Raw genomic sequence first — 14,166 nt, 5'->3', positions numbered from 1 at the left:
ACATGGCCGCCTATCAATATGTTTACCACATGCAGGGTGTCTCCAAGACCTATCCCGGTGGCAAGAAGTGCTTTGAAAACATCCACCTGAGCTTTCTGCCCGGCGTGAAAATCGGTGTTGTCGGCGTCAACGGCGCGGGTAAATCGACGCTGATGAAGATCATGGCGGGCCTCGACACGGACTTCACCGGTGAGGCATGGGCGGCCGAAGGCGCCAAGGTCGGCTATCTGCCGCAGGAGCCGCAGCTGGATGAAAGCCTCTCGGTCCGCGAAAACGTCATGCTGGGTGTCGCCGCGAAAAAGGCCAAGGTAGACCGCTTCAATGAGATCGCCATGGAGATCGCCGAGAACTACTCGGACGAGCTGATGGAGGAAATGACCACCCTGCAGGACGCGATCGACGCGGAAAACCTATGGGACCTCGACAGCCAGATCGACGTCTCGATGGAAGCCCTGCGCTGCCCGCCGGACGATGCCAACATCACCAATCTCTCGGGTGGTGAGAAACGCCGTGTGGCGCTTTGCAAGCTGCTGCTGGAAGCGCCCGACATGCTGCTGCTCGACGAACCGACCAACCACCTGGACGCCGAGACCATCGCGTGGCTGCAACAGCACCTGATCGACTACAAAGGCACCATTCTGATCGTCACTCACGACCGTTATTTCCTGGATGACATCACAGGCTGGATCCTCGAACTCGACCGTGGCCGCGGCATTCCGTACGAGGGCAACTATTCCGCATGGCTGGAACAAAAGGCCAAACGGCTGGAGCAGGAAGCGCGCGAAGACAAGTCCAAGCAGAAAACCCTGCAACGCGAACTGGAATGGATGCGTCAGGGCCAGAAAGCCCGTCAGGCCAAATCCAAAGCCCGGATTAACGCCTATAATGAGCTGGCCGAACAGTCCGAACGCGAAAAGCTGACCCGTGCCCAGATCGTCATCCCCAACGGCCAGCGCCTTGGCGGCAAGGTGATCGAGGTCGAGGGCCTGTCGAAACACATGGGCGACAAGCAACTGATCGAAGGGCTGGACTTTGCCCTGCCACCCGGCGGCATCGTCGGCGTCATCGGCCCCAACGGTGCCGGTAAATCGACCCTGTTCAAGATGCTCACCGGTCAGGAACAGCCCGACAGCGGCACCATCACGCTGGGCGACACGGTCGAGCTGTCCTATGTCGACCAGTCCCGCGACGACCTGAAAGACAACGACACCGTGTGGGAGGCGATCACCGGCGGCGCCGAGATCATCCAGCTAGGTGACGCACAGGTCAATTCCCGTGCCTATTGCTCGTCCTTCAACTTCAAGGGCGGCGACCAGCAGAAGAAGGTCTCTCTACTGTCGGGTGGTGAGCGCAACCGTGTCCACATGGCCCGCCTGCTGAAAGAGGGCGGCAACGTCCTGCTGCTCGACGAACCGACCAACGATCTGGACGTCGAAACCCTGCGCGCACTGGAAGACGCGCTGGTCGATTTCGCCGGCTGCGCCGTGGTGATCTCCCACGACCGCTTCTTCCTTGACCGGATTTGCACGCATATTCTGGCCTTCGAGGGCGACGCCCATGTGGAATGGTTCGAGGGCAACTTCGAGGATTACGAAGAAGACAAAAAACGCCGTCTGGGACCGGACGCGCTGGAGCCCAAGCGGTTGAAGCATAAGAAGTTTGCGCGGTGATTAGATGAGATTATTTGTTTCATAGCGCTCCGATTTGCCCGCTTCGATCAGGCAAATCCGACCTTTGTTAACTGCAACTGGTGCGTGCAATCGCTCGCCCAAAAAATATCTACAAGGAATAGCTAAGATGCTTATAGGATTTTCACGGGTTGTGAGCGTAATCGCATTGATAGCGACTGGTAGCAACGTCTCAGCGGGACCGGCGACCGAGAAGATGGCTGATTGTCTTGTTAAGCAGAGCACCGGTCAAGATCGAATTGAATTGGTTCGATGGATGGTTCTCGGCTATTCGAAACACCCTGACGTTGCACCAGTTATTACAGCGCAACAGGGCTTCGGCGAGGAGGTGCAGAGTAATGTAGCTGATGTTTTTTCAAAACTGCTTCTAGAACACTGTAACGAAGAAACTCGCGCAGCGCTAAAACAAGAAGGCCAACTTGCGATGGAAAATGCATTTGAAGCTTTCGGGAGAATCGCAGCACTTGAACTGGCACAAGACAGAGCTGTTAATGAGTACCTAACTGGATTCGCCCAATACTTAGACCAAGGCAAGATTGCTGAACTCTACGAATAAGCAAGTGTAGGGTGGGTGCTCGCACCCATCACTCCTCAATTCTCCAATATCCCACCACATAAATTGATGGGTGAAATCACCCATCCTACGCTTCCCCAAACGCTCCTTCGGTGACAACGCCACTCCATTCCGGATCAACCCGGCCTGCGCGGATATCACGATAAATCGACGAATACGGCCAATCGGTTGGATGCTCCACCAACCCATGTTTGACCGGATTGCCCCAACAATAAACCACATGATTGCGGTAATCTCGTTCGTCCCGAATGGTGTGCTCCCAAAACCGGCGTTGCCAAATCCCGCGTTCCTGTTTGACAACCTTGGACTCGCTTCGCGGACCGAATTCTCCGACGGCACGCACAAATCGGCTTTTGATTAACCGCCACCGCGTCGAATAATCCGCATCCCCCGGCGGCAAGGTCCAAACCGCGTGCAGGTGATCCGGCAATACAACAAACGCATCGCACCAGAACGGCCGCTCTATCTGCGTTGCTGCAAAGGCCGCCCGCAGATGCGCTACCTCACGCACCAGCAAATCCGACGACCGGTCGGCCAAAGACACGGTGAAAAAATACTTGGCTCCGGGAACGCGGACGTGTCGATAATCGTTCATGCTGTAACTTGATCATGACGAGGGTTAACGGATTCTGAATGCCACTCCGACGCGCCAGATAAATAACCGGACCTTATCAAAGCTCCGCTAACTAATAACCAAAACCATCGGCGGATTCTTGTGCAAGTCGGACGATTGCCCCTCAAACCCCTGTACAAACCGTACAATCCGCCCTTGCCACACCGCCTGACCGATGCCATATCCATGAGGCTTACGTTTTTCTATTTCGACCTGCAGTCTCCTTCTACGGCGCTCAGTCTATCGATCCAGACAACGACGCCGGGCTGCCGCATCCACGTGGGCAGCACTAAACAGGAGACAACGGATATGCCCGCAGGCACCGTAAAATGGTTCAACACCACCAAAGGCTACGGCTTTATCGCACCTGAAGATGGCGGCAAAGACATCTTCGTACACATCTCGGCTGTCGAGCGTTCGGGCCTCACCGGTCTGGCCGACAACCAGAAGGTCACGTACGAGCTGCGCGCTGGTCGTGACGGCCGCGAAAGCGCCGACAATATCGAACTGGCCTAAGCCATTCAAAGGGCGGGATTTTTCCCGCCCTCTCCGCTATGCCCGCGCCCCGTGTGTGGCATAGGGAATACATCACAATCGGGTTATTCCTCCCCGGTGATTGACCAAATCCGCTATCATTTCAAAACTAGCGTTATGATTTCTTTGGTCATTTGAGGGATGTCACCATGTTCACACGCCGCGTATTTCTGGCCGGTACTGCCGTCAGCCTGCTTCCGGGCGTTGTCAGCGCCAAGAAAGCGGTCGAGTATGATCCCACGCCACAATTCGTGCGGGTCAAAAAGCAATTCCTACCCGGTCAACTGCTGGTCGTTCCCCGTTCCTTCTACCTTTATTACATAACCGAACCCCGCAAAGCGATCCGCTATGGCTGCGGCGTCGGCAAAGCCGGACTGGAGTTTACAGGAACCGCAACTATCGACGTCAAGAAGGAATGGCCCACCTGGCGACCGACCGATGAGATGATCGAACGCGACCCGGTGGCCTATGGTCGGTTTAAGGACAACGACTATGTCCAACCGGGAGGGAGCGATAATCCACTGGGCGCGCGCGCTTTGTATCTGTTCCAAAACGGAGTCGACACCTATTTCCGCATCCATGGCACCACACAACCGCAAACCATCGGTCGCGCGGCCTCGAACGGCTGCATACGGATGCTGAATGAGCATGTAATCGATCTGTACAACCGGGTGCCGATTGGAACCGTGGTGACCGTGGTCTAAGCCGCCGACCAATCCACATCGTCGGCTTGTTCAATCCTCAGGCGACCTTCTGGCCATGGGCGCATCAGCTTCTGCGCCTCTTCTTCGGATCCATGTAACCAGCAATCCACATCCTGCGACCCCAGCAACACACCCATACGGTGGTGGATCGGCTTTACATCGGCATTTGGCTCGCAGGTGACTGCGGCGACCTGATCCACACGCTGCCCACCAGGGGCCTCCCAACAATCCGTAATTGCAGCAAATAATAGCGGAATGCCATCCTTCGCTGCGATACGCCATGCAGTTTTGCGCCGTTTCTCTCCGGTCCACTCGTACCAGCCATCAACTGGTATAACTGCGCGCCCAACACCTTCGAATGCGCTTTTGTCAAAAACCGTTTCAGAGCGAGCGTTGATAATGGTCTCCATCACCGGACGTCCGCGCGCATTGACCCTGCCGACCGGGATCATCCCCCAACGCATCATCTTCAAGCCTTCACCGGTCAATACCGTCACCTCCTGACCCGGTTGAATGTTCCTGCGCGGGGGTTGAGGCCCTACGTTATCTTTCACGTTCAGGAACTTAGCAATCTCGCCAATTGGTCGTGTGAGAAAAAACCGGCCTGGCATAGGACCCTCCTAATCGGCAGCGCGCTCCGCTAAAGCCAGTACAAAAGGTCCTAGCGCGTCAACGATCAGCGCAACGCCTTGGGCATTTGGATGGATGCCATCAGATTGCATGAACTGGCGCGCGACTGCAGGATCGCCCTCGGTCGTGAGCCCGTCAAAGAAGCTTTCCGCATAGATCGCGCCATACTGCTGCGCCAGTTCCGGATACATGGCATCGAAACTTTGCTTGTAATCCGTCCCATAGTTCCCGGGGGCTTGCATGCCGATCAGCAGAACTTCGACATTCGCAGCTTCAGCGGTGTTCAGGATTGCCTCAAGATTGGCGCGCGACACATCCGGATCGATACCGCGTAACAGATCATTGCCGCCGAGGGCTACAATCATGCCATCGACCTCTGGCGTCAGAGTCCAATCAACGCGGGAGGCTCCTCCTGCGGTCGTATCCCCGGAAACACCGGCGTTGATAAGCTGAATATCCGCCCCTTCCTCCTGCAACCAGCGTTGCAGTTGCGGCACAAACCCGTCTTGTTGCGGAAGTCCATATCCTTGTGTCAGGGAATCTCCGAGCGCCGCAATCACCACCGGCTCAGCCGTCGCGGCAAATCCGCAACAGATGAACACGCCTGACATCAAACCCTTGCGCAGCTTCTGTATCGCGCCATATCCCAATGGACTGTACCCCTCTTGATGGCCTGATCGATGACGACACCCGTTCTCACCCTCCAAGATGCCGCATTATCGCTGGATGGCAATGCCGGAAGAGTGGATATCCTGCACGACATCACTTTGACTGTGAGCAAGGGTGAAACTCTGGGGCTGATCGGTCCCTCTGGTTCCGGAAAGTCTTCGCTACTGATGCTAATGGGCGGCTTAGAACAGGCAACTGGTGGACGCGTTACCGCATTGGGCCAAGATTTGACGAAAATGAGCGAGGATGCGCTGGCACGGTTCAGAAGAGATGCCATGGGCGTAGTGTTTCAGAATTTCCACTTGATTCCGACGATGACCGCGCTTGAGAACGTGGCGACCCCGTTAGAACTCGCGGGACACAAAGATGCATTCCAGCGCGCCGCGGCCGAGTTGGAGGCCGTGGGCCTTTCACATCGTATCGATCACTACCCGGCGCAGTTGTCAGGCGGCGAGCAACAGCGTGTGGCGCTGGCCCGCGCTTCGGCCCCGCGCCCGCATATATTACTGGCGGATGAACCAACGGGAAATCTGGATGAAACCAACGGTTCAGCAATCATTGATCTGTTATTCGGACTGCGGGACCGTCACGGGGCAACTCTGGTTCTGGTCACGCACAGCCATACACTGGCTCAGAAATGCGACCGCGTTGTGCGCTTGCGCGATGGGCGTATCGCCGAGGAATCCCAGCGTGAGGCCGCCGAATGAGCCTGCGACTGGCCGGTCGCCTGGCCCGGCGCGAACTGCGCGGTGGGTTGCGCGGGTTTCGGGTGTTTCTGGCCTGCCTGGCTTTGGGTGTTGCAGCAATTGCTGCGGTTGGCATGGTGCGCCAAGCCATTCAGACCGGATTGCAACAAGAGGGCGCGTCGCTCTTAGGCGGCGATGCCCAGCTGGAGTTCACCTATCGCTTTGCAAACGATGAGGAACGTGACTGGATGGCGGACACCGCGCAAGCAGTGTCGGAGGTCGTCGATTTCAGGTCCATGGCCGTCACGGGTGATGGCGCAGGCGCGCAACGGGCGTTAACTCAGGTGAAGGCCGTGGACGGGGCCTATCCGTTGTTGGGATCGGTGGCTCTGGAACCCGCAGTTTCTTTGCCCGAGGCCTTGGCGGGCGCCGATGGGCTGCCCGGCGCCGTGATGGCTCCGTCCCTGATTGACCGCCTGAATCTTGCGATTGGGGACCAATTTGATCTCGGTACGCAGAGGTTCGTTTTGATGGCCTCGCTGGAACACGAACCGGATGGTGCGGCAGATGGGTTCTCGCTGGGACCGCGCACCTTGGTTCGAACCGAGGATTTGCAATCATCGGGCCTGCTGGCTCCGGGTACTTTGTTTTCCACCAAATACAGGATGAACTTGCCGCAAACCGCCGAGTTGGAGGCGCTGTCGCAGCAGGCCAGGCAGGCCTTCGAGGGAACCGGCATGCGCTGGACTGATGCCCGCAATGGTGCACCGGGGATATCCGAGTTTGTAGGGCGCCTCAGCGCGTTTCTGGTGCTGGTTGGTCTATCCGGATTGGCGGTTGGGGGGATCGGCGTATCGGCTGCCGTGCGCGCCTATCTGTCCCAGAAAACGGAAACCATTGCGACATTGCGGACTTTGGGCGCTGATCGGGCCACAATCTTTCAGACATACATGATCCAGGTCGCCGTTCTTTCAGGCGTTGGTATCGTCATGGGTTTGACCCTGGGCGCGGCGCTTCCAATGCTGCTGGCACCGGTTATCGAAACCCAACTGCCGATCCCTGCTGTATTCTCGCTATATCCGCAGCCCCTGTTCGAGGCCGCACTTTATGGTGTGCTAACCGCGTTCCTGTTTACGCTTTGGCCTCTGGCCAGAACCGAGGAGGTGCGTGCGGCAACATTGTTCCGGGATGCGCTGACTTCGGCAAGCAGCTTCCCGCGCTTGATTTATGTAATTGCGACTGCAATTGGCCTGGCCGTACTGATCGGAGCCGCCGCTTGGTTCAGCGGTTCAACCCGGTTGACCCTCTGGACAAGCGCAGGTCTGGCGGGGGCGCTCACTTTGCTGACCCTTTCTGCCTTTGCCATTCGCAAATTGGCCCGCGCGGGCGCTCCTTGGGCCAGAGGGCGTCCAGCCCTGCGGTGGGCGTTGTCCGCCATCTCTGACCCACGCGAAGGCGCAGCATCGGTGGTCCTGTCCCTTGGGCTCGGCCTTTCGGTCCTTGCGGCGGTGGGGCAGATCGACGGCACGCTACGCAATGCGATTTCGGGCAACTTGCCCGAGGTCGCACCCTCGTATTTCTTCGTCGATATCCAGAAGGATCAGATGCCCGGGTTCAGCGAACGTCTCGACACTGACCCTGCCGTCAGTCGGGTAGAAAGCGCTCCGATGCTGCGTGGGATCATTACCAAAATCAATGGGCGACCCGCGCACGAGATTGCAGGCGATCACTGGGTTCTGGACGGCGACCGGGGCGTAACCTACTCTGCCCGCCCCCCACGGAATGCCCGCGTGACTGACGGGGTTTGGTGGCCAGAGGACTACAGCGGCCCACCGCAAGTCAGCTTTGCCGCAGAAGAGGCCGACGAGATGGGCCTGAAACTGGGCGATGAGCTGACCGTTAATATCCTGGGCCGCGATATCACAGCTGAACTCACATCGCTGCGCGAAGTTGATTTCTCCACTGCAGGAATGGGTTTTGTCATGTCGATGAACCCCTCTGCCTTGGCTGGTGCCCCGCATAGCTTCATCGCTACCGTCTATGCCGAAGAACAGGCCGAGGCCGCCATTCTGCGTGATTTGGCCGGTCAATTCCCCAACATCACGGCAGTCCGGGTCAGAGACGCCATCGACCGGGTATCAGGCCTGCTGGCAGGGCTTGCGGCAGCCACGTCATATGGCGCAGGGGTTTCTCTGTTGACCGGGTTTTTAGTGTTGATCGGTGCGGCGGCAGCGGGCGAACCGGCGCGTAGGTACGAGGCAGCGATCCTCAAGACTCTGGGTGCCAACCGTGGGCGCATATTGCGCAGCTTTGCCCTGCGGGCAATCCTTTTGGGAGCAGCCGCAGGTTGCGTTGCTTTGCTGACCGGAATTCTGGGCGGTTGGGCCGTGGCTACTTATATATTCGACACAGAGTTCGCGGTCATCTGGCCATCCGCGCTTGGGATCGTCATCGCCGGTGTTGGCGTTACCTTAGGCGCGGGGATGGTCTTTGCCCTGCGCCCACTTTCAGTACGCCCTGCGCGCATACTGCGCGCCAGCGACTGAGTTCAGCGCATACAAGCGACAGGCTGCAATATTTTCAGCAATTGGTCATTGTCGCACACCAACGCATCGAGCGTGATTTCGTCCAGCGACGCATAAAACACCTCAGCCGCATCCCGCAGCGCCAACCGGAGGCGGCAGGCATCGGTCAGTGGGCAGGTGTTGTCAGCATCCGCAAAACACTCGGCAATCGGCAATCCGCCTTCGACATGGCGAAACACGGACCCGACCCGGATCTGATCCGCCGGGCGCGCCAGCGTCATGCCACCATTGCGGCCGCGTTGTGTGCTGAGATAGTCTAGCTGGCTCAGTTGGTTGATCACCTGTGCCAGATGGTTTTCTGAAATATTACAGACATCGGCGATCTCGGCCTTCGTGACCAGCCGTTCCTGATGTGCGGCGCAATACATCAAAACACGCACCGCGATATTCGTCCGTTTGGTAATCCGCATTAGGGCCTCCCGAATCTCAAGGTGAAGCTTTATTGCATGTCTCGTAAAAAGACTGTTTGACATACATCAATCGTCAAAGAAGGACGCGACCCGCATGGCAGACCCTTATTTCTTCGGCTATGGCAGCCTCGTGAACCTGTCGACGCATGATTTCCCCGACCCGCGCCCAGCGCGACTGAAAGGTTGGCGACGCGCATGGCGGCACACGGATCTGCGCCCGGTGGCGTTTTTGACCGCTGTGCCGGATGCTGATTCCGAGATCGATGGTATGATCGCCCATGTTCCTAAAAACGACTGGGCCGCGTTGGATGAAAGAGAATGGGCCTATGACCGCGTTCCAGCCACACGGTCGGTCACGCACACTCTGACGCAAGAGGTGGAAATCGCTGTCTACGCAGTCCCGCATGCTCGACACACCGCGCCCTGCAATCACCATCCCCTATTGCTCAGCTATATTGATGTTGTCGTGCAAGGGTATCTGCGGGCTTTTGGACCAGAGGGCGCCGATCGCTTCTTTGCAACAACCGATGGTTGGGATGCTCCGATTTTGAACGACCGCGCCGAGCCCCGTTATCCCCGTCACCAACAATTGAAGCAGGCCGAGACCGAATTCGTGGATGACCGCCTGCAACGCGTTTCGGCGCAAGTTTTGCGACCCGGAGAACAAAGAAAGGCAGGTGATTTACCTGCCTCCTTCGTATTCTAAGCACTGACCCTGAAGTCAGCCGCGAGCGCGGATCACCTGCAACAGCGGCAGCAAGGTCGCCATTTCGGGCCCGCGCTCCATCCCCGTCAGCGCTTTGCGCAGCGGCATGAACAGGCCTTTGCCCTTGCGGCCTGTAGCCTCTTTCACGGCCTTGGTCCATGTGCCCCAAGTTTCCCCATCGAATGGGCCTTCGGGCAGCAACGAGACAGCCTGAGCGATGAACTCACGGTCCTCGTCAGCGATCAGGGGTTCGGCCCCATCACGGCACAATTCCCACCATCCCTCGAGATCGCTCAGCGTGGTGATGTTTTCGCGCGCCATGGTCCAGAAAGGCTCGGCCAGTTCAGCAGGGACACCTGCTTCAGCAACGGCATCGGCCACATCGGTCAGCGGCAGCGATTGTAGATGCTTCGCAGTCAGCGGGAACAGGTCCTGCACGTCGAACTTGGTTGGGGCTGCACCGAAGCGTGTAACATCAAAGCCGTCGATCAACTCTGCCATATCCGAGCGCAGCTCAACCGGATCTGACGACCCCAGACGCGCCATCAGGCTCAGTAAGGCCATTGACTGCACACCCTGCTCTCGCAGATCGCGCAAGGCCAGAGTGCCCAAGCGTTTCGACAACGCCTCTCCCTGCGGGCCAGTCAGCAACGAGTGGTGCGCAAAACGCGGACAGGTCCCGCCCAAGGCCTCGATGATCTGAATCTGCGTTGCGGTGTTGGTGACATGGTCCGAGCCGCGCACGACATCGGTTACGCCCATCTCGGTGTCATCGACCACAGAGGCAATCGTATAGAGAACCTGACCATCGCCCCGGATCAGCACCGGGTCGGATACTGAAGCTGCATCGATCGAGATGTCGCCCAAAATGCCATCGTTCCATTCGATACGCTCGTGGTTCAGTTTGAACCGCCAGACGCCATTGCCACGCTCAACGCGCAGGGCTTCTTTCTCGGCATCGCTGAGGTTCAGCGCTGCACGGTCATAGACCGGCGGCTTGCCCATGTTCAGTTGCTTCTTGCGCTTGAGGTCGAGCTCGGTGGGCGTCTCGAACGCCTCGTAGAACCGGCCCATCTCGCGCAGCTTGTCGGCGGCCTCGGCGTAGCGGTCCAGACGCTCCGACTGTCGCTCAACCTGGTCCCAATGCAGGCCCAACCACTCCAGATCCTGCTTGATCGCGTCGACATATTCTTCCTTCGACCGCTCGGGATCGGTGTCATCAATGCGCAGAATGAACGTACCGCCAGCTTTGCGGGCGATCAGATAGTTCATCAGGGCGGTGCGCAGGTTGCCCACATGGATGTAACCGGTGGGCGACGGGGCAAAACGGGTCGTGGTCATGGAAGTCTCCTGTTGGCGCGGCTCATCTCACATGGGCGCGTTTTTGTCCAGCAGGGGCTTTCAGGTCGGTTCAACCGGCCAAATGCCATCTAAGCGTTCGAGCCCGGCTTTGATGAGTTCACGAAGCACGTCGAGATCGATATCCGGTAGCTTATTCATATAGAGGCAGGATTTACCCAGCTTGTGCTTGCCCAGTCTTGATAAGATATCTCCGAAGTCAGCATACCCGGGCATGATATAGATGGAATGCGCCGCCTTGCGCGGAGAGAACCCAGTTGCGAGAAAGTCGCCCTCGCGCCCTGACGCATAGCGATAATGATATCGACCATAGCCAATGATCGACGGCCCCCACATTACTGGCGCATAACCTGTGGTTTCACGAAACAGCCTGTCCAGCACGTGCGCCTCCTCCGCCTTGCGGGTCGGCTGAATACTCGCCAGAAAATCAGCAACGTTTTGCTCGGTGGGTATGGTTTTATTCGCAGATCGCGGCATGAACAAAAATTAACACGTAATGTTCAACCACGCAGCCCATATAACAGTGCCATAGTATGGCCACAGGCCCAGACTGACCTAATTCAGTCAAACATGCTCTGACAGGGAGAACGACCATGACCATCAGATTGACTCGCCGGGCGGCGCTTGGAACGGTTGCGGCTCTGCCGCTTGCGGCAGCTACTTCGCCTGTTCTGGCCGCAGGTACCGAGACCAAAGCCAACTCTACAATAGCAAAATCGTTTCAACTGGGCGATTTCACCGTCACCACCTTGTTGGATGGCAGCCTGCCTCGTGATGGTGCGCAAGACATTTTCGGCGGCGGCGCCTCGGATGAAGATTTCGCCCGTGTATCGGCTGACAACTTCATCTCGCCAGATGTTGCGCAGTTCTTCTTCACACCAACGCTGGTTAATACGGGGTCCGAGATGATCCTGTTTGATACTGGGCTTGGCCAAGGTGGAATTCAGGCCGCGTTGGCCGACGCCGGCGTAACGCCTGATCAGATCGATGTGGTGGTCATTACCCACATGCATCCCGATCATATCGGTGGTATGACAACCAATGATGCCGCGACTTTTGCCAATGCGCGTTATGTAACAGCAGCACCCGAATACGACTTTTGGTCAGCGCAAGACGCGGGCAACCGAGTGGGTGATATGGTTGCAGCCAAAGTCACCCCGATGGCAGAGAAGATGACCTTTATCGGGGATGGTGGTGAAGTCGCATCCGGCGTCACCGGTATGGCAGCGTTTGGGCATACTCCGGGCCATATGGTCTATCACCTAGAAAGCAACGGTCAGCGTCTGGTCCTGACGGCGGATCTAGCAAATCACTATGTCTGGTCCTTTGCACATCCTGAATGGGAAGTGCGATTCGACATGGACAAAGCCGCTGCAACGGAATCGCGCAGGAATGTGCTGGGCATGCTGGCTGCGGACAAAGTGCCTATGATCGGCTATCACATGCCTTTCCCGGCCGCTGGGTATGTCGAATCCCGTGGCAACGGGTTCCGGTTCGTGCCGGTCAGCTATCAAATGATGGGTTAGAGGCTAAAAACCAGCATCCGGCCGCACTTTTGCCCCATCGGTGAAACGGGACAGGCGAAAGGCGGTCGGATCAACGCAAGGCGTGCTTTCCGTAACAAGGTCCGCCACTAATCGACCGGCGGCAGGACCGATGCCAAAACCGTGGCCAGAGAAACCGGTCGCAATATGCAGGCCCTGCACCGCGTCCACTTTCGAGATGACCGGGATCGCATCCGGGGTCACATCGATCAGGCCGGCCCAGCTTTGCACGATCTCCGCACTATCAAGCGCAGGCAACGCCTTGCGGGCGTTGGCCCACGCCCTTCGCAACACTTTCTGGGAAGGTTCCGGGTCGAGTACTCGGCAATGTTCAAACGGTGTCACATCGGTCGGCAGCCAGCTTCGATCCTCATTCGCCTCGACCATCCAGCGTCTCGAAAAGCGAAACCTTAAGGACCGCCACTCTTGCCGGAATGCGGGCAGAAACTGCAAACCGAGTCGGAAACTGTCAGGAACGATATCCACTGTATTCTCGTGACCCGAAGCTATGGTGTATCCCCCGTCCGAGCGCTTTCGAATGGCAAAATCATCACTCCAAAGCGACACCTCTGGCCCTGCTGCAACCGGAGAGGTCCGCATGACCGTATTGAGCACTTTGAGCTGTGGCAGAGTGATTCCAGCGTTCCCCGCAAACAGCCGAGACCAGGCTCCGCCTGCAAGTACGACTTGACTACACCTTACGCGGCCGCGTTCGGTGAAAACACCTGCGATCCGGCCAGCAGCAACATCGACACTTCGCACCGCGCATTGCGTCATGATCGCGGCCCCACGGTCGCGCGCCGCCTCGGCGAATGCGGGGGCCGCCCATTGCGGCTCGGCTCGCCCGTCCTGCGGCATGTAAAGCGCTGAGCGCAGTTTCATACTGTTATCCGACAGCAACCCGTCCAGTTCAGGGCCGGATACCATGCGAGCACCTGTTTGCAGCCCTTCAACATGGTCCAGCCATCGCGTCAGGTTTTCATCGTCTCGTGCGCCAGATGCGCCAAACACGATTCCTGATTGAACATAGCCTGTGGCGCGTCCCAATCGCGCATCCAGCCCTTGCCAGATTCGAAGCGCCTCTTGCATCAGGGGGATCTCGCGCGGATCACGTGTCCCAAGGCGCACCCAGCCCCAATTGCGCGAGCTTTGCTCGCCCGCAATCCGGCCCTTCTCGCACAACAAAACGGAAGCACCTCGCTCAGCAAGCTCGAAGGCTGCCGAAGCCCCGATGATTCCACCACCTATGACGACAACATCTACGTGTTTGGGAAGTGTAAGATCAGATTCGACGGGTGTCGGTGTGGGGCCTGGCATTAACCGCTCGGTGCTCGTTCATCGGAGCGACATCCAGCCTGAAGGCGATTTCACTGGCAATGTAGAAAACGGTTGGTCCCGGGCAATTCCCGGAACCTGTGGCCAATTGGCCAATGCGCGGCGAATTACGCCGCGCAGATGCGCTCA

The 14,166-nt window shown here is 57.8% G+C and carries 15 protein-coding genes; 8 read left to right on the top strand and 7 right to left on the bottom strand.

From position 1 onward, the window contains the following. The first annotated feature begins 2 nt into the window (after positions 1–2). Together ettA and AC2TEM_RS14695 are read left to right on the top strand one after the other, a co-directional pair. Positions 3–1,670 carry an energy-dependent translational throttle protein EttA gene (gene ettA, locus AC2TEM_RS14700; protein WP_170423824.1) on the top strand — a complete coding sequence of 556 codons (1,668 nt, stop codon included), beginning with the start codon at positions 3–5 and terminating at the stop codon, positions 1,668–1,670. Positions 1,671–1,797: 127 nt separating this feature from the next. Further along, on the top strand, positions 1,798–2,244 hold the full coding sequence (locus AC2TEM_RS14695) for a hypothetical protein (RefSeq protein WP_170423822.1): 447 nt from the start codon (positions 1,798–1,800) through the stop codon (positions 2,242–2,244). Between the two features lie 85 nt (positions 2,245–2,329). Here the strand turns inward: AC2TEM_RS14695 and AC2TEM_RS14690 are convergent, their stop codons facing one another. Further along, on the bottom strand, positions 2,330–2,857 hold the full coding sequence (locus AC2TEM_RS14690) for an REP-associated tyrosine transposase (RefSeq protein ID WP_170423820.1): 528 nt from the start codon (positions 2,855–2,857) through the stop codon (positions 2,330–2,332). 327 nt (positions 2,858–3,184) lie between these two features. On the opposite strand from AC2TEM_RS14690, the gene AC2TEM_RS14685 reads away from it, so the two are divergent. Beyond that, on the top strand, positions 3,185–3,391 hold the full coding sequence (locus AC2TEM_RS14685) for a cold-shock protein (RefSeq protein ID WP_010442474.1): 207 nt from the start codon (positions 3,185–3,187) through the stop codon (positions 3,389–3,391). Between the two features lie 167 nt (positions 3,392–3,558). Continuing rightward, the gene (locus tag AC2TEM_RS14680; protein ID WP_170395928.1) at positions 3,559–4,113 is read left to right on the top strand and encodes a L,D-transpeptidase; all 555 of its coding nucleotides are present in this window, start codon (positions 3,559–3,561) and stop codon (positions 4,111–4,113) included. On the opposite strand, the gene AC2TEM_RS14675 is transcribed toward AC2TEM_RS14680, so the two are convergent. Continuing rightward, positions 4,110–4,724, bottom strand: coding sequence for an SOS response-associated peptidase (locus tag AC2TEM_RS14675; protein ID WP_170423818.1), 615 nt, complete (start codon positions 4,722–4,724; stop codon positions 4,110–4,112). The two genes, AC2TEM_RS14680 and AC2TEM_RS14675, sit on opposite strands and share 4 nt — an antisense overlap. Positions 4,725–4,733: 9 nt before the next feature. Further along, a complete protein-coding gene (locus tag AC2TEM_RS14670) occupies positions 4,734–5,354 on the bottom strand; it encodes an arylesterase (protein WP_170423816.1) in 621 nt (206 codons plus the stop codon). Positions 5,355–5,423: 69 nt separating this feature from the next. Between AC2TEM_RS14670 and AC2TEM_RS14665 the strand changes: the two genes are divergently transcribed. Together AC2TEM_RS14665 and AC2TEM_RS14660 are read left to right on the top strand one after the other, a co-directional pair. Beyond that, positions 5,424–6,119 carry an ATP-binding cassette domain-containing protein gene (locus AC2TEM_RS14665; protein ID WP_170395925.1) on the top strand — a complete coding sequence of 232 codons (696 nt, stop codon included), beginning with the start codon at positions 5,424–5,426 and terminating at the stop codon, positions 6,117–6,119. Further along, positions 6,116–8,644 carry an FtsX-like permease family protein gene (locus tag AC2TEM_RS14660; RefSeq protein WP_170423815.1) on the top strand — a complete coding sequence of 843 codons (2,529 nt, stop codon included), beginning with the start codon at positions 6,116–6,118 and terminating at the stop codon, positions 8,642–8,644. The genes AC2TEM_RS14665 and AC2TEM_RS14660 overlap by 4 nt, the downstream gene beginning before the upstream one ends. A 2-nt stretch (positions 8,645–8,646) precedes the next feature. Here AC2TEM_RS14660 and AC2TEM_RS14655 read toward each other — a convergent pair whose 3' ends face one another. Then, the gene (locus AC2TEM_RS14655; RefSeq protein WP_170423813.1) at positions 8,647–9,093 is read right to left on the bottom strand and encodes an Rrf2 family transcriptional regulator; all 447 of its coding nucleotides are present in this window, start codon (positions 9,091–9,093) and stop codon (positions 8,647–8,649) included. Between the two features lie 94 nt (positions 9,094–9,187). On the opposite strand from AC2TEM_RS14655, the gene AC2TEM_RS14650 reads away from it, so the two are divergent. Then, entirely contained in the window at positions 9,188–9,799 is a 612-nt protein-coding gene (locus AC2TEM_RS14650; protein ID WP_170423811.1) for a gamma-glutamylcyclotransferase family protein, read from the top strand. 15 nt (positions 9,800–9,814) lie between these two features. On the opposite strand, the gene gltX is transcribed toward AC2TEM_RS14650, so the two are convergent. Then, entirely contained in the window at positions 9,815–11,140 is a 1,326-nt protein-coding gene (gene gltX / locus AC2TEM_RS14645) for a glutamate--tRNA ligase (protein ID WP_170423809.1), read from the bottom strand. Positions 11,141–11,200: 60 nt separating this feature from the next. After that, positions 11,201–11,539 (bottom strand): DUF1801 domain-containing protein, encoded by a 339-nt coding sequence (locus AC2TEM_RS14640; RefSeq protein WP_480761717.1) that lies wholly within the window; start codon positions 11,537–11,539, stop codon positions 11,201–11,203. Between the two features lie 212 nt (positions 11,540–11,751). On the opposite strand from AC2TEM_RS14640, the gene AC2TEM_RS14635 reads away from it, so the two are divergent. After that, on the top strand, positions 11,752–12,684 hold the full coding sequence (locus AC2TEM_RS14635) for an MBL fold metallo-hydrolase (RefSeq protein WP_170423805.1): 933 nt from the start codon (positions 11,752–11,754) through the stop codon (positions 12,682–12,684). A gap of 3 nt (positions 12,685–12,687) precedes the next feature. Here AC2TEM_RS14635 and AC2TEM_RS14630 read toward each other — a convergent pair whose 3' ends face one another. Continuing rightward, positions 12,688–14,019: an NAD(P)/FAD-dependent oxidoreductase gene (locus tag AC2TEM_RS14630; RefSeq protein ID WP_170423803.1), complete on the bottom strand. Its 1,332-nt coding sequence runs from the start codon at positions 14,017–14,019 to the stop codon at positions 12,688–12,690. Positions 14,020–14,166: the final 147 nt, after the last annotated feature.

The organism is Ruegeria sp. HKCCD3925, assembly GCF_057221175.1.
Note: the sequence above shows the minus strand (reverse complement) of the source record. Positions and strands in the feature narration are given on the sequence as shown.